General features: G+C 39.5%; 23 protein-coding genes. 10 read left to right on the top strand and 13 right to left on the bottom strand.

Annotated elements, in window-relative coordinates:
• Positions 1–20 precede the first annotated feature (20 nt).
• On the top strand, positions 21–950 hold the full coding sequence (locus HNW13_RS05290) for a LysR family transcriptional regulator (protein WP_101086911.1): 930 nt from the start codon (positions 21–23) through the stop codon (positions 948–950).
• A gap of 173 nt (positions 951–1123) precedes the next feature.
• Positions 1124–1912, top strand: coding sequence for a TIGR00266 family protein (locus HNW13_RS05295; RefSeq protein WP_059743964.1), 789 nt, complete (start codon positions 1124–1126; stop codon positions 1910–1912).
• 187 nt (positions 1913–2099) lie between these two features.
• Here the strand turns inward: HNW13_RS05295 and HNW13_RS05300 are convergent, their stop codons facing one another.
• Together HNW13_RS05300 and HNW13_RS05305 are read right to left on the bottom strand one after the other, a co-directional pair.
• The gene (locus HNW13_RS05300) at positions 2100–2567 is read right to left on the bottom strand and encodes an EVE domain-containing protein (RefSeq protein ID WP_162023317.1); all 468 of its coding nucleotides are present in this window, start codon (positions 2565–2567) and stop codon (positions 2100–2102) included.
• Between the two features lie 156 nt (positions 2568–2723).
• The gene (locus HNW13_RS05305) at positions 2724–3137 is read right to left on the bottom strand and encodes a YccF domain-containing protein (RefSeq protein ID WP_192115069.1); all 414 of its coding nucleotides are present in this window, start codon (positions 3135–3137) and stop codon (positions 2724–2726) included.
• Positions 3138–3333: 196 nt separating this feature from the next.
• Between HNW13_RS05305 and HNW13_RS05310 the strand changes: the two genes are divergently transcribed.
• Positions 3334–4305: a 1-aminocyclopropane-1-carboxylate deaminase/D-cysteine desulfhydrase gene (locus tag HNW13_RS05310; RefSeq protein WP_192115068.1), complete on the top strand. Its 972-nt coding sequence runs from the start codon at positions 3334–3336 to the stop codon at positions 4303–4305.
• Positions 4306–4528: 223 nt separating this feature from the next.
• On the opposite strand, the gene HNW13_RS05315 is transcribed toward HNW13_RS05310, so the two are convergent.
• From HNW13_RS05315 to HNW13_RS05330, 4 genes are all read right to left on the bottom strand, one after another.
• Positions 4529–4702 (bottom strand): hypothetical protein, encoded by a 174-nt coding sequence (locus tag HNW13_RS05315; protein WP_011637775.1) that lies wholly within the window; start codon positions 4700–4702, stop codon positions 4529–4531.
• A gap of 683 nt (positions 4703–5385) precedes the next feature.
• Entirely contained in the window at positions 5386–6069 is a 684-nt protein-coding gene (locus HNW13_RS05320; RefSeq protein WP_162023315.1) for a ChrR family anti-sigma-E factor, read from the bottom strand.
• Positions 6062–6724, bottom strand: a complete 663-nt coding sequence (locus tag HNW13_RS05325; RefSeq protein WP_101087219.1) for a sigma-70 family RNA polymerase sigma factor — start codon at positions 6722–6724, stop codon at positions 6062–6064. The genes HNW13_RS05320 and HNW13_RS05325 overlap by 8 nt, the downstream gene beginning before the upstream one ends.
• 137 nt (positions 6725–6861) lie before the next feature.
• Entirely contained in the window at positions 6862–7452 is a 591-nt protein-coding gene (locus tag HNW13_RS05330) for an LON peptidase substrate-binding domain-containing protein (protein ID WP_101086917.1), read from the bottom strand.
• A 516-nt stretch (positions 7453–7968) separates the two neighbouring features.
• Here HNW13_RS05330 and HNW13_RS05335 point away from each other — a divergent pair.
• Positions 7969–8910 (top strand): chemotaxis protein CheV, encoded by a 942-nt coding sequence (locus HNW13_RS05335; protein ID WP_192115067.1) that lies wholly within the window; start codon positions 7969–7971, stop codon positions 8908–8910.
• A 25-nt stretch (positions 8911–8935) separates the two neighbouring features.
• Here HNW13_RS05335 and HNW13_RS05340 read toward each other — a convergent pair whose 3' ends face one another.
• Positions 8936–9595, bottom strand: coding sequence for a hypothetical protein (locus tag HNW13_RS05340; protein ID WP_192115066.1), 660 nt, complete (start codon positions 9593–9595; stop codon positions 8936–8938).
• Positions 9596–9659: 64 nt separating this feature from the next.
• Positions 9660–10019 carry a DUF2750 domain-containing protein gene (locus tag HNW13_RS05345; protein WP_041413601.1) on the bottom strand — a complete coding sequence of 120 codons (360 nt, stop codon included), beginning with the start codon at positions 10017–10019 and terminating at the stop codon, positions 9660–9662.
• 485 nt (positions 10020–10504) lie between these two features.
• On the opposite strand from HNW13_RS05345, the gene HNW13_RS05350 reads away from it, so the two are divergent.
• The 6 genes from HNW13_RS05350 (at position 10505) to HNW13_RS05375 (ending at position 15848) form a co-directional block, all read left to right on the top strand.
• Positions 10505–11752 (top strand): lytic murein transglycosylase, encoded by a 1248-nt coding sequence (locus HNW13_RS05350; RefSeq protein WP_182743914.1) that lies wholly within the window; start codon positions 10505–10507, stop codon positions 11750–11752.
• Between the two features lie 84 nt (positions 11753–11836).
• Positions 11837–12319, top strand: coding sequence for a peptidylprolyl isomerase (locus HNW13_RS05355; RefSeq protein ID WP_101086921.1), 483 nt, complete (start codon positions 11837–11839; stop codon positions 12317–12319).
• Between the two features lie 99 nt (positions 12320–12418).
• On the top strand, positions 12419–12646 hold the full coding sequence (locus HNW13_RS05360; RefSeq protein WP_101086922.1) for a DUF3389 domain-containing protein: 228 nt from the start codon (positions 12419–12421) through the stop codon (positions 12644–12646).
• 130 nt (positions 12647–12776) lie between these two features.
• On the top strand, positions 12777–13445 hold the full coding sequence (locus HNW13_RS05365) for a dienelactone hydrolase family protein (protein WP_192115065.1): 669 nt from the start codon (positions 12777–12779) through the stop codon (positions 13443–13445).
• A gap of 312 nt (positions 13446–13757) precedes the next feature.
• Positions 13758–15476 carry a bifunctional UDP-sugar hydrolase/5'-nucleotidase UshA gene (ushA, locus tag HNW13_RS05370; RefSeq protein ID WP_101086924.1) on the top strand — a complete coding sequence of 573 codons (1719 nt, stop codon included), beginning with the start codon at positions 13758–13760 and terminating at the stop codon, positions 15474–15476.
• A gap of 198 nt (positions 15477–15674) precedes the next feature.
• On the top strand, positions 15675–15848 hold the full coding sequence (locus HNW13_RS05375; RefSeq protein ID WP_174839642.1) for a hypothetical protein: 174 nt from the start codon (positions 15675–15677) through the stop codon (positions 15846–15848).
• A 182-nt stretch (positions 15849–16030) separates the two neighbouring features.
• Here HNW13_RS05375 and HNW13_RS05380 read toward each other — a convergent pair whose 3' ends face one another.
• The 5 genes from HNW13_RS05380 to HNW13_RS05400 form a co-directional block, all read right to left on the bottom strand.
• Positions 16031–16876: a D-hexose-6-phosphate mutarotase gene (locus HNW13_RS05380; RefSeq protein WP_192115064.1), complete on the bottom strand. Its 846-nt coding sequence runs from the start codon at positions 16874–16876 to the stop codon at positions 16031–16033.
• Between the two features lie 280 nt (positions 16877–17156).
• The gene (locus HNW13_RS05385; protein WP_192115063.1) at positions 17157–17771 is read right to left on the bottom strand and encodes a DUF938 domain-containing protein; all 615 of its coding nucleotides are present in this window, start codon (positions 17769–17771) and stop codon (positions 17157–17159) included.
• Positions 17771–18433, bottom strand: a complete 663-nt coding sequence (locus HNW13_RS05390) for a response regulator transcription factor (protein ID WP_101086927.1) — start codon at positions 18431–18433, stop codon at positions 17771–17773. Before HNW13_RS05390 ends, HNW13_RS05385 begins: the two co-directional genes overlap by 1 nt.
• Positions 18434–18615: 182 nt before the next feature.
• Entirely contained in the window at positions 18616–19053 is a 438-nt protein-coding gene (locus HNW13_RS05395) for an acyl-CoA thioesterase (RefSeq protein ID WP_101086928.1), read from the bottom strand.
• Between the two features lie 167 nt (positions 19054–19220).
• Positions 19221–19487 (bottom strand): Rho-binding antiterminator, encoded by a 267-nt coding sequence (locus HNW13_RS05400; protein ID WP_162023310.1) that lies wholly within the window; start codon positions 19485–19487, stop codon positions 19221–19223.
• Between the last annotated feature and the right edge of the window lie 88 nt (positions 19488–19575).

The following is a 19575-nucleotide window of genomic DNA, read 5'->3' on the forward strand; positions in this document are numbered from 1 at the left end:
AACGGGACAGTGGAAATCTTATGCGAATAGATATCGATGCCTTTAATGTACTGCAAGTACTTGTTGAAGAAGGAAGTTTTGCAAAAGCTTCAGAGCGATTACACAAGGCGCAATCGGCAGTAAGCTATCAGATTAAAAAACTAGAGCAACATCTCGGCGTGACATTATTTAATCGAGATCATTATCGAGCGGAATTAACACCCGAAGGGAAGGTTATTTTGGCCGAAGGACAACGACTGTTACAGCATTTAGCCAATATTGAACATCTGGCCAGTCGTTTTAGTCAGGGTTGGGAGCCCAAACTTGAGTTAGTGATAGACGGTGCTTTACCGATGGAACCGATCATGACCGCGCTTAAGCGCATGTCAGAACACAACATACCGACTAAAGTGCAGCTTAATATGGAGTTTTTAGGCGGGGTACAGCATCGCTTTGAGCGCGACCAGGCCGACTTAATGCTGGTTAAGGATTATCGTACTGGCCCCTCTTATCATCCTAAACCGCTACCTGCTATTACCAGCGTGCTAGTCGCGTCATCTCAACATCCATTAAGTCAGCTTAAAGACATTAGTTTGCCTGAATTGCAACAACATGTTGAGTTAACCATAGAAGATTCATCTCCTGGTAAACGTGACCGTGATGAAATGCAATTTGGCGGCGATAAAGTCTTTTATTTGTCAGGCTTTATCATGAAAAAAAATGCCTTACTAAAAGGCCTGGGTTTTGGTTGGATGCCGGATTTTTTAATTGCCGAAGAATTACATCAAGGACTACTTATTGAAGTTGATTTTATTGGTGGTAATCGCTTTAGTTTTACACCGCAATTAGTGTCCACACTTGAACGTCCGCTTGGGCGAGCTGGGCAGTTATTTACCGAGCTTATTTTGCAAGAATTTGCTCAATATCAATTACAACAACAATCAGGATTGAGCGGTGCGGGTTTAGGTTAACGATGGACACAATTGGTAAACAAATGCAGTGGCAACAGAACGCGGATATTTTATTGAAATGTTGTCATGTTAAATGGATGATCATTTTGTTACCTTAAATCATCCATAAGGAATAATGCCTTAATACTGAATTGGGCAACTGCAAACATTAAATAAATTTTTAAGGAATGAAAATGAGCATGAAAAGTCATGAAGTAGATTATGAAATTATAGGTTCTAGTATGCAGCTGGTTGAAGTTGAATTAGACCCAAATGAGTCTGTTATTGCTGAAGCGGGTGCGATGACTTACCTCGAAGAAGACATTATGTTTGAGGCCAGAATGGGTGATGGCTCTGAACCAGAATCCGGTTTTTTTGGCAAGCTACTTGGTGCAGGTAAACGGGCCATTTCGGGTGAGGGTATTTTTATGACCCACTTTACTAATCAAGGTCAACAAAAACGAAAAGTGGCATTTGCTGCGCCATTTCCTGGCACTATTTTGGCTATAGACTTAGCTCAACATCAAGGCGAACTTATCTGCCAAAAAGACAGCTTTTTAGCGGCAGCCTTAGGCACGCAAGTAAGCATGAAGTTTAATAAGCGATTAGGCACCGGTTTCTTTGGTGGTGAAGGATTTATTCTACAAAGCCTTAAAGGTGATGGCATGGCGTTTGTGCATGCTGGTGGGACACTGATTAAAAAAGAATTACACGGTGAGACATTGCGGGTCGATACCGGTTGTTTAGTTGGATTCACTCCCGGAATTGATTATGACATACAACGTGCAGGCTCATTAAAGTCGATGGTATTTGGTGGTGAAGGTTTGTTCCTTGCAACCTTAAAAGGCCATGGGACTGTGTGGTTACAAAGCTTACCGTTTTCTCGTATGGCTGACAGAATTATTGCTCATGCACCATCAAGTGGTGGCAAAGACCAAGGTGAAGGTTCTGTACTTGGCGGAATAGGGCGAATGATTAACTAACATGGGCATTGCGTGATCTTATCACTGTGCCGTTAGTATTTGAGCTCAGACTATTTATAGCTAATAGTGTTTACGTAGTCTGAGCTGTCTTTAGGAGGCTGATTTAAAGAAGATGTTTACTGGCCTGCTGACAAGCTGGTCTGTTTTAATTCAAGGTTACCGATGCAAGGTCATCAATCTAACGTTATTATTCTAAGGTTGTTAGTTGCATAATGTGTTGGTATTGCAACTGTGTGACGGGCTGAATACTCAGGCGGGCACCTTTAGCCACTAATACCATATCTTGCAGCGCGGGATCGGCTTTCAATTGCTTCAAGCTCACAGGCTTAGAAAATTTGGCCATAAATTGAATATCGACTTGCCACCATCGAGGCGCATTAGCGTTAGATTTTGCATCAAAATACGGTGAACGGTTATCAAAAGCACTGCTATCAATTTGAGCTTCACTGCTAATTTTTGCTAAACCCACAATGGCAGGAACTTTACAGCTAGAGTGGTAAAACAACACTACATCGCCAATTGTAATTTGATCGCGAATATAATTACGTGCTTGATAGTTACGAATACCTTGCCAAGCAACAGTTTGCTGCTTACTCATCTGTAGATTATCAATACTAAAGTCGTCTGGTTCAGACTTCATTAACCAATAGTTCATGTGATCCCATTATTGTCTTTAAAGTGACTGAATAACCTTTCAGTGCTTAAGAATGGCAATGTACACGGTGCAGATACGATTAGGCAAATAAAAAGCCGACAGCATTATGCTATCGGCTTTTTACAACAGTGGTCATTCAGCGGTTATTAACGAATGTTAATAAGTCGGTTTGGCAATAACGGTTTGACCAATAGGGGTTAAACTTAATAAGGCTAACTTAAGATGTTGTAACGCGAACGGAATACCTATAATCGTTACAAAACAAGCCAGAGCATGGACTAGATGACCAATCGCGAGCCAAATACCAAAGCATAAAAACCATATTACATTACCCACCAAACCTAACGTGCCAGTGCCAATATCTTCTTGGCCTGAAATGTGTTTTCGGTTAACGGTCTCTTGTCCAAATGGCCAGAAAGCCAGTTCGCCAATAACAAAACAAGCACGACCAAATGGGATGCCAATGATACTGATAAAGCACAGTATTCCAACAAACCACCAAGCTAGGCCCATAACAAAACCACCCATTAAAAACCAAGCAATATTAAAGATTAAGCGTAAAAGAGACATTTTCATTCCTATCAATAGTCAATATTCTCAATATAAAGCCATTTTCATGCCATGTTTTCAATTTGTTGATTATTAAGGATTAAGTGTTGCTGTGGTATTGTATAAATAGAACAGTGCGAGGATTCACGCAAATGAATCGATGAGATTTATCATTTTTTAGTTAAAATGCTCATATTACAGTTGATTGAGACAATTCATGTTTTCGATAAGCCCAGTGCAAACGATGAACTTTGCTGGCCGCAGCATCTACATTAAACGAGATGATTTATTACATGCTGATTTTAGTGGTAATAAAGCACGTAAATTTTATCATTTTTTACATCATGATTATTCACATATTACCCAACTAGTGGCATCGGGTTCGGCCCAAGCCAACTCATTATATTCCATGTCAGTATTGGCTAAGCGGCAAGGGTGGAAATTTGATTACTATGTAAGCCATATCAGCGAGTTTTTATTACAACATCCTCAAGGCAATTATGCCGCTGCGATACAAAATGGCGCCAATATTATTGATGTTAGTCATTTGACCGATGTTGAAAATCTTCAAAGTATGCATTTAGACGATGCGATGCAATATATTGTTTCATCGAATCCAAGCTACGCAGATAAAAAACAATTACTTTTTATTCCTGAAGGTGGGCGTTGTGAGTATGCCGAAACCGGGATAACACAACTTGCCTGTGAAATAATTCAATGGGCGCAAGATCAACAAAAAAATAAGCTAAAGGTATTTTTACCCTCAGGTACGGGGACCACTGCGGCTTATTTAAATAAACAACTTACTCAACAATTGGCTCATTTATCATTAACGAAAGTTTTTACCATTGAGGTGTTAACTTGCAGTACCGTGGGAGGGGATGAATATTTACGTCAACAATTCTCACAATTAGTCGATGAGGTTTATTTTCCTACAATTATTAATGATGGTCATAAATATCATTTTGGCAAACTATCACGACGTTGTTTTGATATGTGGAATACAGTATGCCAGTCGGGAATTGAATTTGAATTATTGTACGACCCGGTTGGATTTCTAGTGTTACAACATTATTTGAATAGTAAAACTGCCAATGCAACCGATATTCTCTATATACATCAGGGGGGAGTTTTGGGAAATAAAACAATGTTGCCAAGATACCAACGAAAATTTTCGCACACTGTTTAATTACAGGGTGAATGCAAGATGTTTTTTCTATAAGTTGTTGATATAAAATTAGATATTTTAGAGGGGTTAACTGGGATGTAACGCTGAAGAATAACTTAAAATGATGCGAGTGAGTTATTCATTTTGCCCTGTTTTAATAAACATCGGTAAGTGAGAGGAGAATACCGAGAAATGAGTTTATTAAATAACAGAGCAAATGATTAACGCAAAGCGTTAGGGGGTATTACTTATTGGCAGAGATTAACCATTTCATGAAGTTTAATGCTTCAATACGTTTTGAAAAGGTTTTTTTGTTTTTACCTAGGCTGTCGGTAAAAGCAATTGAATTCTTGTTTGACGAGATAGAGTTAACCGGAAAGCTAACTGAAATTTCGTGTCCATTCATGTTGTATGACATAGGTCACACTCCTTCTTATATATTCACCATTAGGTGAGAAAATTGTTCAATAAAATATCCTTGGCATTTTTTAGTGTTGCAAAAGATTAATGTTTCGAGATTTAACTTAACCTATCCTTTACTCACTAATCAAGTGTTGATATGTAAATAGTTGATTAAGGTCTATTTTATGCTTGCAACATTGATGTTGTCACATGACATATAGCCATAAAAAAATTAATACATATTTAGTACTTAACTTTGTAAGTTAAACATAGTTTTATGACAACAAGATGACGTGAATATAATTTAAATTATCATATCAACAGAAATCAATTGAAATCAAAAACGATGTACAGAAGCTTGTCTTGGGTTTATTTACGAAGTGAAGTTGAGCAGACTTACAGGTAGGTAACCAAAATTAACAAGAAAACTAAATCTGTGTGGATAATATACTGAGTGTTTGCATATGGCAATAGTCTTTTTCAATTTTTAATCAAATTAATGCAGTTTTCGATTAAAAAATAGCAATTAGTGACTAATCATCGACAATTCTCACCTTGCTCGGATGTCGATAGTGTTAAAAGGGATGACGAAAATTCACTCATCATCCCTTATTGCTGGTACAACTTAATGATAAATAGCGGCCAAGTTGTCGATGCACAAACCTTAGTAGTTAACATTTTAAGAAACTAACGTAATGGTTAGTAAAGTAAATCGCCAATTGGATTTAATAGTTTGCTGAACCCTTTAGTGAAGTATAACGGGGCATCGACAATGGTATAGCACAAACAACCTTCAAGTGTTTTTGGTGAATGTTGGTGCTCTTTATCAAGCAGCATAAAATCACCAGGCTTGTAGGTGTTGTAACAGTCGCTGAACTCACCTGCGAGCAGTAATGTTAGCTCTGCACCTTTATGTGTATGTTCAGGAATTTCACCATTTGCTGCGATATGCAACAAGCTTGCTCTTGCTTGTGGCTCTCCGGTATCGAGTCTCAAACGGCTGACTTTACCAATACCCTGCCAAGAAGCATTAATTTGCTTACGAAATACCTTAGGCAGCGGATAATGCTGACCTTTAATACTAACGCTATTGTCTTCAATCGGATCAACTGTACTAGCTTGTTCAACCTCTAAAGTATCTAAGGTTGAATTTAATAGCTGCTCGAGTAGTGCGTCTAATTGATTATTATTAGTGTCTACCGACTGAGTTTTTACGGCCGACTCAAACTGTTGCTCAGACAACGCAATTGTCACCTGGTCAAGTTGTTGCTGGCAATGAGGACACAATTCAGCATGAGCGGAGATAGCAATCGACATCGATAGCGGCAACTCGCCTTTAGCATGGAGAGACAGCAAATGCTGGTCTGGGTGGTAATTAATCATAGTGTTTCTCCATAAAGCTTTTTAATTTTTCCAAGCCAAGTCTGAGTCGTGATTTAACCGTTCCAATTGGAATGTTAAGTTTGTCTGCTAACTCTTGTTGAGTAAGCTCTTGCATATAAATACCTTGTACTACTTGGCGTTGTAGAGGAGGTAATTCTTCTACATGCAGCAATAAAGTTGCCGATAATAAAAAATCATCGTCGTTGTTTTCAGCTTCATCAGACTCAAATAAAGGCCAAATATCATCACCGAAAGAATCTTCACGGTTATGTTGTACTTTACGGAGCATGTCAAAACATTGATTACGCATGATGGTAAATACCCAAGTACTTACCGCTGCTTTGTCTGCATTGTAAAGATGGGCTTTTGTCCATACTCGAGTCATTGTCTCTTGAACTAAATCCATGGCTAAGCCCTGTTGGCTTAAGCGCTGAACACCAAAAGAGTTAATTTTTGGGCCAAAATGCGAAAAAAGTTTTGCAAAAGATGCTTTGCATCGATCATTAGCCACCTGCATCATTAATGACGCAAGCTCATCAGCCATTGGATTGGGTTCGTTTGATTTCATAGCACCGCTTAGTTTAATTAGGGATCTTTGTGCAAGATGCCCCTTATCATAACGACTTTGTGTGCTTTGTGATTGAACATTTTCCATTATTTCACCCGCATCCAATAAATAACTCATTGAGCATAAGAGATTACGTCATTATGCTGTGGCTATCCTGAGCTCAAACAAGCTGCAGTATCATTATCTTATACGTGGCATTATTGGGTTCGGATCACAGTTCTGTATTATTTTATAATGTCGGCTAAGAATGATTTAGCTAATTGATGATCATGGCTATTGATACACTGATATTTTTCTTTGGAACTCAATGGGATAATTTCAAGCCATCGCTGACAAACCCACGCAATATCATTAAAGTTTTCTTCAGAATAGTGGGCAAGATGCTGTGGGTATTGCTGTAAAATTTGCTTTAACGTATTGCTAAGTGCTTTATCTTTTTTACGCTCATCAGTGTGATCGTGGCTCTGTTCAGTTTGTCGTTCAATGATATCGCACGGCCAAGAATCAATTAAGCTGACATCGGCACGCTTTAAACCGTCACTATCAACACTTATTTTGTTAATAATGAACGTTTTTTGCCCTTGCACACTAATACCTAATAAGCCATCTTCAAGCGTTTCAAAGTCGATAATCTGGGTTAATGTGCCCATGGGTAATATGGTTTTTTTATCATCAGCCAACATACATAAGCCAAAACCAACACCACTTTTTAGCGATTCTGATACTAAGCGTTTATATCTAGGTTCAAAAATACGTAACTGGGTATATCCTTGAGGTAACAAGCAAATCGGTAATGGGAATAATGGGATGATCATAACGGCCCCTGAATGACTTTTAACGAATAATCTACACTGTTGTACGTACACAAACAGGTTAATGATCACCTTGATCTGTGGTTTAAACATGCCAAATTATATTGTGTTATGTGTGAAAAGTTATGCTCAAATGCATTATCAAGACGGGCTATTCATATGAACGTCTTAAGTATTAATTGAGTTAAATGGTTTTACAACAGTAACAGGCTTATCTATTAGGATAACAGCCGACAGACTTAACAAAGCAAAACCGAGGGTGAATTGATGCCGCGGTTTCAGGAGTCTTTTTATTGGTGTTAACTTTAGTAGAACGTTTGTGAGATGAAATAACTCGAGTTTCGAATTAAACATTTTACGTATTAGGGGTGTTTTTTGATCTTGTTTATATATATTTTTTATTTTTGCGGCATAAATCCTGATTCAACACTGTTTAATGATATTTTTTAAGTATAATTACCCTTGTTAATGATGACGCATCTTTGATGTTGCTTGTATGTTTTTAGGTGGAACCTGTTCATGAGAAAAGTGCTCGATACGGTAGATCAAAGAACTAAGTTAGTTGGCGAAAACCGTTTAGAATTGTTGTTGTTTCGCATTAACTCAACCCAGTTGTTTGCCATTAATGTATTTAAAATCAAAGAAGTGGTTAAGTTGCCACCCTTAAATAAGTTACCCGGCAGTAATCATAATGTTTATGGAGTAGCCAACATTAGAGGGATGTCGATCCCAGTGATTAATTTACGACAAGCGATTGGTTTCTCGCCGATGCCAGTGAATGACGATTGTAACTTGATTATTACCGAGTATAACCGCAGTGTGCAGGCTTTTTTAGTCGGTAAAGTCGAGAATATCGTTAACATGACCTGGAGTGATATTATGCCGCCGCCCAAAACCACTGGCGGACATAATTACTTAACCGCAATAACGAAAATTGAAGACCAAGGACACTTACGATTAGTGTCTATTATTGATGTTGAGAAGGTATTAGCTGAGATTATTGATTACGATGTGAAGTTATCTGACGGTGTGTTAGATGAAGCGCTCGTTTCTTACATGCCTGGTCGTAAGATATTAATTGTGGATGATTCGTCAACGGCGCGTAAACAAGTAAGGGACACTCTCAATCAACTTGGTATAGAGATTATTGAGGCGTCAGATGGATTACAAGCTTTGCGATTATTACAATCGTGGGCTGATGAAGGCAGACTGGTTGCCGATGAATTGCTAATGATGATTACTGATGCCGAAATGCCCGAAATGGATGGTTATAAGTTGACCTTTGAGGTGCGTAACGATCCTCGAATGGCGGCACTCTTTATTACTCTCAATACTTCTTTAAGCGGTAGCTTTAACCAAGCGATGGTGAAAAAAGTCGGCTGTAATGAGTTTATCTCTAAATTCCAGCCCGACTTATTAGTCAGCGTTGTTCAAGATCGTTTACGGAGTATTCTTAGTTAGGCCACAATTGAATGATTAAGTGGTTTTATTGATCCATATCTTCGATTAACTCGTCAAGAATACGACGTTGATGCCCTGGGGTGATACCAATATTGAGTCTCGCTATTTTGACAGCATGGCCAAATTGAGCTTTACCAAGTAAGGTAACCAGTTGCTGTAAAAAATCACTGTCTAAAGATAAGGTCTTGCTATAGTGGCTAATGGCTTTTGTTAGAGAGGTAAACATTATATCGTCAAACTCGAAACCGGTATGATATTGACTACTGTCACCCGCTATTTCGCCTTCAAGTAAAACCCCGTCCAGACTTAATGGCCAGCCCCGCGCATTCATGCGACTTTGGGCTATTTGATACATCATCCAGGCACTTTTTTTAAATCCACCAAAAATCATACAATCAAAATCTGATTCTTCGAGTTCTTGCTTAGTCCAATTAATGCCAATCGCCAAGTCTTTGCTATATATATGCATTAAATTATCTTTAACCGCATCTCGACAATCCCAAATAGAGGTCAGCAGATTTTTCTTGGCTAACATATGGCATTCTTTACAAGCAGGAATGGCTAGAGAGGGGTGGGGAGTGTGAGTCATTCTATAGTAATCAAAAATATGATTACTGGGTTCGTTGCAAAACCAACAGGTGTGGCGTTTGTCAAAAGGAATATCAATCAGTGTAGGCATGGGCATAATAATATCAAAAAGCTGTTCAATGGCTGAACAGCTTGGGTAGTAAGATCAAATCAATTAATGATTATTCTTTTTCAAAATCAACTAATTCTTTAGCCAATACGATAGGGTCAATTTCTAGGCATTCTTGTTCAGCTTCCCAATCAACACCTATTAATACACCGTCATCATTTAAATCACTTACCCAGTATTCTAAAAACTCAGTCAGTGTAATAGTCACTGGGTTGTAGTCTGCCCACTCATCAGTGCAATGGCTTTTTGCAGCAGCTTCACTTGACCAAAGTGGCATAACATCAGTTTCTTCAAATTCTGATGAGTCACATACAACCCAACCTTCACCTGTTTCATCTTGTAAGCCCCATAAGACTTGATGTTGTTTTACGCTTTCGATAAAGCCTGTTAGTGCTGCTGTTTGTTCTGTCATGATAAATCGCTTAAATGAGTGAGAATTAACATCATTATACGGACTCAATGAATAAGGAAAAGGCTTAATTAATGACAATTTTGTTTATGAGGATCCTTGGTGGTCATTTAGAAACTAAATTGCCCCAGAATCTAGACGCAAATCGGGCATTTAGTCTCTTATTAGAAACTAACACGATTAAATGCGTCAATGTTGTAACTGTATTCGCTGTCGTTCGTTGGGTCATTTAAATCAATCGATAGTCTTGGCGTTATTGACCCGCTTATTTATCAAGCTGTTTGTATGACTCAAATCAAGTGCAGCGATTAAGACGAGTGTCTGTGGTTTTGAGTGACGGCTTCATTATTAATCACTTGTCATCGGTGCTGTTATTTTTCACTTGAATTTGGCATAAATAAACAGGGTTTAATGTTAACAGGTCTTGTTTACTGAAAGCCGATGCGTCACGATATTCAATATTCATTTTTGTAAAATAAGTGTTGTTCATGGCTCATAAAAGACGTTTTTCTGTGTTTATTGCTTCAATGTTTGTATCTAGCACCTTATTGAGTGCCTGTGCTGTGTCGGCATCACCCGATCCTGTTGTTGATGTTACTCCAGTTCAAGAGCATCCCGATTTTGCTACCTGTGTGATTAATTTACAGCAAAAAGCAAAAACGGCAGGGATTTCACAGCAGATTATCGATACAACGGTGGCAAATTTAAAGTTTGTCCCTAGGGTGATTGAATTAGATAATCAGCAGCCAGAATTTACCACTAGCTTTGGTGATTACTTCGACAAACGCGTCACACCATGGCGGGTTGAACAAGGCAGAAAAATGATGGCCAAACATGGGTCATTATTAACTAAGCTAACAAAAGAGTATGGTGTGCCTGGGCAATATATTGTTGCTTTTTGGGGCCTAGAAACCAACTTTGGTAGTTACAAAGGTAGCATGCCAGTGCTCGATTCATTGGCAACGCTAGCATGCGATCCAAGGCGTAGCGATTATTTCACTGGCGAGTTATTACAAGCGTTGAAGTTAAAGCAGCAATATAATTTCGCAGATAACAAAATGGTTGGATCGTGGGCTGGGGCGATGGGGCACACCCAATTTATGCCAACTAACTATCGTAAGTATGCAGTAGATGGTGACGGTGATGGTATTGCCGATTTATGGAATAGTGAAGTGGATGCATTAACTTCTGCAGCTAACTTTCTACAACACCTAGGTTGGAAAGCAGATGAGCGATGGGGACGAGAAGTATTATTACCTGTTGATTACCCGTTTGCTTACTTGGGCGGTAAACACCCGTTACCATTAGTAAAATGGCAAGCGCTTGATATTAAACAATCTAATGGTCAGCAGTTATCGACACCAGATATGCAAGCCGCTTTATATTTACCAGCAGGGCATACGGGTCCAGCTTTCTTAGGGTATGACAACTTTAATGTGATTATGCGTTGGAACCGCTCTGAATTTTATGCCATAGCAGTCGGTCATTTAGCCGACAGAATTAATGGTGGTGCGGAATTAACACGTGCGGTACCTAAGCAGCCAAGGTTAAGCCGAGAAACGGTAAAGCAATTACAACAAAAACTGAATGATGCTGGGTTTGATGTCGGTAAGCCAGATGGCATTTTAGGTCGTAATTCAGTGCTAGGGTTGCAAGCTTTTCAGCAGCAAAAAGGGCTAATTGCGGATGGATTTCCTGACGAACAAACATTTAATGCATTAGGCATCAAATTATAATGGCCACCTAAAAGGCTACTTTTTTGTGGATGCATTAGCACGCTTTTGCTAAGCTTCGGCAAATTTTAGAGTTAAGGAACGATAATGATCATTAAAGACGATATGGTAGTGCAGTTTAATTACACGCTACGTGATGAAAAAGGCGATGTGCTTGAATCAAATGAAGGTCGTGAGCCGATTGCATATCTGCATGGGCATGACAACATGATGCCTGGTATCGAAGCTGCTATTAATGGTAAAGAAATTGGCGAAAAGTTTACTATTACTCCGCCAGCCGCTGACACTTATGGTGAACGCCAAGAAGATTCAGAGCAGCGTGTATCAGTTAAACATCTTGTCGGCGCAAAAGTATGGAAACCTGGCATGGCTGCAGTGGTGAACACTGAACAAGGTCAACGTCAAGTTACCATCATTAAAGTGGGTAAATTCATGGCAACGGTTGATGTTAATCATCCACTTTCTGGCCGTGAATTAACATTCGACATCGAAATTGTCGGTGCTCGTGATGCGTCAGATGAAGAAATTGCTCATGGCCACGCCCATGGTGCCGGTGGTCATCACCACTAATGAGATTGATTTGCTGTTAATTCTTAATTTAACAGCAACTTAATTCTTGTATAAATCCCAAGTGAATACTTGGGATTTTTGTTTTTACAGTGAGTTATTATGGTTATTGATTTTTCTTTGGGTAAAATTATTGTCACTGTGCATGAGATTCAATGCCGGTTTCATGATAGTCAACTGGTGCTTGCTGCGTCAGTAGATGATATTAGCTGTTTTCATCAAGGTTTAGTGATTGTTGCCGATGCGGGGACGGTGCGGTGGAGTCTCAAACTCGATAATCCAGCGCAATTAGAGGCGTTACTTGATCACACCGGGATCCACGCACAATAGCCATTAGTCATAAATCTATCTGAATACACTAGATTATTTATGATGTTTAAACGTGAATCGTTCGATGTTAAAAATCAATTAACGTAAGATAGCCACCAATATTGTGACTGTATTGATAGGATTAATAAATATGACTGCTCAGTTAGATAAAATCGTGATTGAACCGCAATCACCTGCAACATCTTGTGTCATTTGGTTACATGGTTTAGGCGATTCTGGTGCTGGTTTTGCACCAGTAGTACCAGTATTAGGCTTAAATAGTCAGCATAGTATTCGTTTTATTTTCCCTCATGCACCAGAGCAAGCTGTGACGATTAATGGCGGGTTTGTGATGCGTTCATGGTACGACATCAAAAGCATGGATTTGCATGACCGTGCAGATATCCAAGGTGTTATGGCGTCTGAGCAAGCAATACGTCAGCTAATCGTCGATCAAATCAGCATCGGTATACCAGCAGATAAAATAGTCTTAGCGGGTTTTAGTCAAGGCGGAGTAATGAGTTTGTTTACCGGTCTGCGTTTTGAACAAAAACTGGCAGGTATTATGGCATTATCTTGTTATTTACCTGGTGGAGAAGCATTGCCAGAGCAACTTGCTGACGCCAATATTCATACTCCCATTTTCCAAAATCATGGTGAGCAAGATGATGTAGTCCCTATGTTTGCCGGAAAAATGGCACATGATGCTCTGATAACAGCAGGTTATCAGAGTGTTTGGAAAACCTATCCTATGGCTCACAGCGTATTACCTAATCAACTTGTTGATATTGGTCAATGGTTACAACAAGTTTTGAAATAATGCAAAATAAGTATTGTTCTTTTTTTGGGATAATCGATGGTGTTACGTAGTATTTAAAAAACCAATCTATTTAAATGGCTTAGCAGTAAAAATGCTTAAGCCATTTTTTTACTTTGCATTAACAAGCCCGTTAACATGGTTATTGTTTTTCTCAGGGAATTGTTAAAGGGTAAGCTGCTGTTAAATAGTGTATTTAAAATCACATTCTGTCATAAAAATGACATCAAAATCCGCCAATCTTTGTTATCATTCTGGCCGTGAATAGGATAATTCACGGATTTAAAAATATAAATTATAACATCGGGGTAAATCATGACAAATATGTTAATTAAAGGATTAGTCGCAACGGCTGTACTAGCAGCGTTAACCGGTTGTGGCAGTGACGACGACAATACAGCAGTCGTAGCACCAACAACATGTGCCGAAGCAGGTGCAGATTGTAAAATATTCACAGTATTACACACCAATGATAACCATGGCCGTTTTTGGTCTAACAGTGATGGCGAATATGGTATGGCAGCGCGTAAGACGTTGATCGACCAAATTCGTGCTGAAGTCAGTTCAAACGGTGGCGAAACGTTATTGCTATCTGGCGGTGACATCAACACAGGTGTTCCAGAATCAGATTTACAAGATGCATTACCAGATTTTATCGGTATGAACGAAATTGCCTATGATGCAATGGCTGTCGGTAATCATGAATTTGATAACCCATTAGCAGTATTAGATTCTCAACGTTCAGTAGCAAACTTCCCAATGCTTGCGGCAAACATTTATAAAGCAGACGGTACTCGTTATTTTGATGCTTATAAAGTGTTTGACGTTAACGGTGTTCGTGTTGCTGTTATCGGTTTAACCACCGAAGACACGGCTAAAATCGGTAACCCAGAATTTATTAAAGATTTAACCTTTACTGACCCAACAACTGAAGCAGCTAAAGTGATTGCAGAAATTAAAGCTGCAGATACCGCTGATTTAATTTTCGCAACGACTCATATGGGTCACTATGCTGATGCGCAAAATGGTAGTAATGCTCCTGGCGATGTAACATTAGCTCGCGCACTAGCTGCAGGTGATTTAAGTGCCATTATTGGTGGTCACTCACAAAACCCTGTATGTATGGAACCAGATACTAACGACTATGCAGAGTTTGCTCCTGGTGACGCTTGTACTCCTGACATGCAAAATGGCACTTACATTATGCAAGCTCATGAATGGGGTAAGTATGTTGGCCGTGCTGATTTTGAATATTTCAACGGTGAGCTTCATCTTGCAAGCTACAAGTTAATTCCGGTTAATTTGAAGAAAACGGTTGAAGATGCTGAAGGTAACAAAACTAAAGTTTTAGTTGCTGATGAAATCACAGCCGATGCAGATTTAAAAGCACTACTTTCTTATTACCAAGAACGTGGTCAAGGCCAACTTGATGAGATTATTGCTACTACAGATGCATTATTAGACGGTGAGCGTGCAAATGTACGTAATATGCAAACTAACTTAGGTCGTTTAGTTGCTGAAGCACAGCGTACTAAAGTGGGTGCAGATATCGGCGTGATGAACTCTGGTGGCGTACGAGCTTCTATTCAAGCGGGTGATATTTCTTATCGTGACGTGTTAACTGTGCAGCCTTTTGGCAACATGGTAACGTTGAGCACTATGACAGGTGCAGAAGTGACTGAGTATCTTAATACTGTAGCATCTTTCCAACGTGGTTCTGGTGCTTATGCACAAATCACTGGTGTGAAAATGACGGTTGATTGTACTGCGCAAACAGTAGCTATCAGTGAAATTAATGGTAAAGATTACAGTGCCACTGATTCATATAGCTTCACTGTACCAAGCTTTAATGCTGCTGGCGGTGACGGTTATCCAACATTAGACCCAATCCAAACAGGTTATGTTGATGCTGAAGTGTTATACACTTTCTTCAAAGACAAAGGCACTATTGCTGCCGCTGACTATGCGCCAATAGGTGACATTGTTTATGAAAACTCAAACAGCCCATTAGGTTGTGAAGTTACTGCAAACTAATTAAACTCAATTTAGGTTAATAGATGGGGTACCCATTTATTATTCCGAGCTAAGGTTAGATTGCAACAAAGGCAGCTTCGGCTGCCTTTTTTATTGGCGAGAGTTTAGTTGACTCGTGGTTTAATAAAGCGGTAATGTAATCAATAGGTTTTGTTACTATTGTTGAACAGTGCATGTATAGGATTGAGAGAAATTAATATGACAGGTACCTACAGATTATTGTTGTTAGTCACTTTAATTGTGCTTGCACTAACGTGTTATCTAGCCGGTAGCCAAACGGGAGCGGTGACTTTTTTTGTGGCAGGTGGATTGCTTGAAACAGCCTTTTGGTTTGGCTTGTTTAAAAAATCTAAAAATAGAAGCATTAGTTAATATTAACTTAAACAGTTATCGGTTATCAGAGGTTGCTTGTTGAATTGCTTATGATGGTATTGGGCAGAGTATTGAAATCGTAAATGGATATTTGAAAGTAACAAAGGCAACCTAGGTTGCCTTTTCTATTATAAAGCTATGACGTTCTCTGAATGGCTGTTTATCTCACTCAATTAGGTGTGTTATTTCCAGCCAATATGAGTGGTTAATGTATGACTTTGTCCAGGTGCTAACACCACGCAGTCTTCCAACACGTTAGCGGCTTCTAAGCACACCATGGATAAGTAATCGTCTGCATTAAAGCGTGAAAGGCGCATCGACTTGTCTATCCAAGGGTTCCAAAGAACCGCTGATTGACTGTTTTCGCGACTGACTACAATGGTGCCATTTTGTGTATGTAACTTCTGAGTATCACCTAATAGGGTATAAACCCTGTCGGTTTCTCGTTCAAATTTAACGACATCATCGACTTGTTTAAACGGCCCTTCACCAAATTCAATGTATTGTGACCCGCTAAAGCCACTCGCTTGCAATTGATGAATATCTTCAATAGGGAAGTAGCTATGCAATGCTTGGGTAAGCTTCACGTTATCATTTCCATTATTAGTATTCACCAAGCTGACTGATAAGGTTTCGCCTAAGGTGAATAGCACCTTTACTTGGGTATTATGGGGCCAATATTGTTTATCCATTTCACTGGCGGGCAGGGTGAAAACTAAATCTACTAATTGGTTACGCATTTTGACTGATTCAAGCGACCAGGTTTTGTTTCGTGCAAAACCATGCTGCGGAAACCCTGGAGTGTCGCTCATACCAAACCAAGGCCAACAAATGGGGATTCCTCCTCTGATACCATTACCAGGTTGGTAATCATCTGCACTTGAAACCCATAATAGTGGTGCTTTACCTACAGGTATAAATTGATCTATTTGTGCACCTTGCATAAAAATACGTGCTTGGCAAAGTGCTGTGTCAACAGCAACATAATCAAGACCATTGGGATGTCTTTTAGTGGTAACCGAACCCATAGTGTGTGTCCTTGTGTATTTTGACTCTAGTCGATAGCTTACAAGGTTTTTGGCAAGTAAGTCACTAATCGTTTGGATGATTTACGGGTGTTAACGGTCAACTTTAGTCAATAAGTAAACATCAAACCGCTATTGATTCAGTACCAAGCATTGCATCACTGCCATAGATAAGCGATTACGAGTTCAACTCGCCTTGTGAGCAAAATAACGCGTTTTGATATTACAGATTTGAAATCATCACACTGTATCGATTTAACCCATCTCTAATGTAGAGTTGAGGTTATTTACTAAAATGTAGCAGACGGTTATTGGCTGGCATGGCGATGTCTTCTTGAAGTATTAGCCCTTGTTGTTGTGCTAACTGGCAGATCCATTCAATATCACGGATACCACTATCAGGGTTGTTGTGTTGCAGCCATAAATTGAATTGTTGATTACTGTCACTGGTAAATTGGCCTTGATAATTAAAGGGACCATAAACTGCTAATGAGCCTGAATTAAGCAATACACTACCAACGCCAGCAAAGAACGCTTCAACCATTGGCTTACTCATAATGTGCAAGGTGTTAGCACTGAATATGGCATCTATATCAGATACAAGCAGGGGCCATGGTTGAGTGACATCAAGCTCGATGGCCTGTTGTAAGTTGGGTTGTGTTTGCAAATTGAGTCGAGCTTGTAGGGTAGGTAAATAATGTTGTTGGTCACTTGGTTGCCAGCGGACATGAGGAAGGTGTTCAGCGAAATAGACGCTGTGTTGGCCTGTACCACTGCCTATTTCGAGTATATGTTGCCTATTGGCAAACCACTCTGCCAATAGGGTTAAGATAGGCTGTTTATTATTTTCACACGCTTGTGAAAAAGGCAGCTGTTGTAGCGATAATGATTGAGGCATTACGAGATATCAATTCTGTCCATTTCTAAGTGCTGCAATGCTATCACCGCTTGAGTGCGATTGCGAACACCCAGTTTTCGGAATATCGCCGTGGCATGCGCTTTGATGGTTGCTTCTGATACCCCAAAATCATAAGCAATTTGTTTGTTGAGTAACCCTTCTGCAAACATCTGTAACACGCGATATTGTTGCGGGGTTAAGTCTGATAATCGGCTGGCCATTTTATCGGTTGGGTCATCAGAAACTGGCACGATTTGAGTACCTTTTGGCAACCAAATATCACCGTATAACACCGCATTTAATGCTTCTGCCAACGCTTCCATTGACGCAGATTTAGGAATGAATCCGCTACTGCCATAATGTATCGCTCGGCTGATGGTATTGATGTCTTCATGGGCAGATATCACCACTACGGGGATATCTGGATAATGAGTTCTAAGGTGGATCAGGGTTGAGTAACCGTGCGATCCAGGCATTTGTAGGTCCAGCAGGATTAAGTCAAATGGGGTCTCTTTTTGATCAAGAACCCTTTGTAACGCTTCGGCACTATCGGCCTCAAACCATTGAGTTTGTTCAAACGCATTACTCAGCGCTAGCCTTAAGGCATTACGGAATAATGGATGATCATCTGCAATGATGATGTTTAAATTTTCGAGCTTCATGGCGTTTTTTATTCTATGTTGCACGTGAAGATAAACTCAATGTAACAGAAAAGTAATCGAGTATTCTATTGCTTTATGTCACATTGTGATTGATTTGAATAAAAACCGTAAAATTATAGACTTTAGTCGAGTAAATAAAGTGCTAATGCAGCCATCTATCTGACTACATTAGCAAGGGTGTATTAATTGTGTGGCCACACTTGGGTTGGGTTTCTGTTTTCATCTACCGCAACAAAAGTAAATACTCCGCGTATTGCATGTTCTCGATGATCGTTGTACATATCTTCGACATAAATGTTCACTTCAACTTTGAGTGATGTATTACCAACATGAATCACATTAGCAATCAGCTCTGCTAAGCTGCCTGCGGGTATCGCTTTTTTAAAATCGATACGGTCAGAACTGACGGTCACTAATGATTTACGACAAAAACGGGTGGCGGCGATAAAGGCTGTTTCATCCATCCATGCTAAAGCATCACCACCAAATAAGGTGTTATGGTGATTGGTATTAGACGGGAAAATAGCCTTTATAACGCGCGCTTCTGATTGAGCAATACGTGCAGCAATGTCATCAGGGAAATGGTTTTGAGTTTGAGCAGGGTTTTGAGCAAGGGACATACAACTACCTAATGTTATGCAGATCAACAAAGAATTCAGCGAAAAAAGCCGCGTATTATACTGTATTGCGTGGATCTCTGTCGATGTCGTAGCGCCTGTTTAGTCACCCAAGGGCCAAATTTCGCGGGCCTTTAAGGTAAATGTTCCGATGAGTTGGGTAGAGTAAACTATTCGATTAACGAGATATGGCTAAATGAGGCATTTTTGCTGAGAACATCAATTGAAGTGATATCGGTTAATATCACTTCAATCGCTTGCTGTTGTTGATTAATGCCCGCAATGGCTTCATGTTTTTGTTGATTGCGACTGACATACAATGTTCGATCAAATTGACCTTGAAGATGGGTTCCATCTGTTAATGTTAGTTTGACCCTATAGCGATACAAACAGATGATCTCAATATAATCGTAAATCTCACATTTAATTGGGTTCATGTCCGTCTCCTATTTTGTCTGCTATGTCTTTTGCTAAAAACCATTACTCACGAACAATCATTTACCAGCTATCATTTACTCACTTTCA

The sequence above is a fragment of the Shewanella sp. BF02_Schw genome (assembly GCF_014596695.2).
Classification (GTDB): domain Bacteria; phylum Pseudomonadota; class Gammaproteobacteria; order Enterobacterales; family Shewanellaceae; genus Shewanella.

Bases quoted from the DNA above. Each gene is read 5' to 3' on its own strand.
- HNW13_RS05290 (WP_101086911.1), top strand. From the start codon at position 21: ATGCGAATAGATATCGATGCCTTTAATGTACTGCAAGTACTTGTTGAA.
- HNW13_RS05295 (WP_059743964.1), top strand. From the start codon at position 1,124: ATGAGCATGAAAAGTCATGAAGTAGATTATGAAATTATAGGTTCTAGT.
- HNW13_RS05300 (WP_162023317.1), bottom strand. From the start codon at position 2,567: ATGAACTATTGGTTAATGAAGTCTGAACCAGACGACTTTAGTATTGAT.
- HNW13_RS05305 (WP_192115069.1), bottom strand. From the start codon at position 3,137: ATGTCTCTTTTACGCTTAATCTTTAATATTGCTTGGTTTTTAATGGGT.
- HNW13_RS05310 (WP_192115068.1), top strand. From the start codon at position 3,334: ATGTTTTCGATAAGCCCAGTGCAAACGATGAACTTTGCTGGCCGCAGC.
- HNW13_RS05315 (WP_011637775.1), bottom strand. From the start codon at position 4,702: ATGTCATACAACATGAATGGACACGAAATTTCAGTTAGCTTTCCGGTT.
- HNW13_RS05320 (WP_162023315.1), bottom strand. From the start codon at position 6,069: ATGATTAATTACCACCCAGACCAGCATTTGCTGTCTCTCCATGCTAAA.
- HNW13_RS05325 (WP_101087219.1), bottom strand. From the start codon at position 6,724: ATGGAAAATGTTCAATCACAAAGCACACAAAGTCGTTATGATAAGGGG.
- HNW13_RS05330 (WP_101086917.1), bottom strand. From the start codon at position 7,452: ATGATCATCCCATTATTCCCATTACCGATTTGCTTGTTACCTCAAGGA.
- HNW13_RS05335 (WP_192115067.1), top strand. From the start codon at position 7,969: ATGAGAAAAGTGCTCGATACGGTAGATCAAAGAACTAAGTTAGTTGGC.
- HNW13_RS05340 (WP_192115066.1), bottom strand. From the start codon at position 9,595: ATGCCCATGCCTACACTGATTGATATTCCTTTTGACAAACGCCACACC.
- HNW13_RS05345 (WP_041413601.1), bottom strand. From the start codon at position 10,019: ATGACAGAACAAACAGCAGCACTAACAGGCTTTATCGAAAGCGTAAAA.
- HNW13_RS05350 (WP_182743914.1), top strand. From the start codon at position 10,505: ATGGCTCATAAAAGACGTTTTTCTGTGTTTATTGCTTCAATGTTTGTA.
- HNW13_RS05355 (WP_101086921.1), top strand. From the start codon at position 11,837: ATGATCATTAAAGACGATATGGTAGTGCAGTTTAATTACACGCTACGT.
- HNW13_RS05360 (WP_101086922.1), top strand. From the start codon at position 12,419: ATGGTTATTGATTTTTCTTTGGGTAAAATTATTGTCACTGTGCATGAG.
- HNW13_RS05365 (WP_192115065.1), top strand. From the start codon at position 12,777: ATGACTGCTCAGTTAGATAAAATCGTGATTGAACCGCAATCACCTGCA.
- ushA (WP_101086924.1), top strand. From the start codon at position 13,758: ATGACAAATATGTTAATTAAAGGATTAGTCGCAACGGCTGTACTAGCA.
- HNW13_RS05375 (WP_174839642.1), top strand. From the start codon at position 15,675: ATGACAGGTACCTACAGATTATTGTTGTTAGTCACTTTAATTGTGCTT.
- HNW13_RS05380 (WP_192115064.1), bottom strand. From the start codon at position 16,876: ATGGGTTCGGTTACCACTAAAAGACATCCCAATGGTCTTGATTATGTT.
- HNW13_RS05385 (WP_192115063.1), bottom strand. From the start codon at position 17,771: ATGCCTCAATCATTATCGCTACAACAGCTGCCTTTTTCACAAGCGTGT.
- HNW13_RS05390 (WP_101086927.1), bottom strand. From the start codon at position 18,433: ATGAAGCTCGAAAATTTAAACATCATCATTGCAGATGATCATCCATTA.
- HNW13_RS05395 (WP_101086928.1), bottom strand. From the start codon at position 19,053: ATGTCCCTTGCTCAAAACCCTGCTCAAACTCAAAACCATTTCCCTGAT.
- HNW13_RS05400 (WP_162023310.1), bottom strand. From the start codon at position 19,487: ATGAACCCAATTAAATGTGAGATTTACGATTATATTGAGATCATCTGT.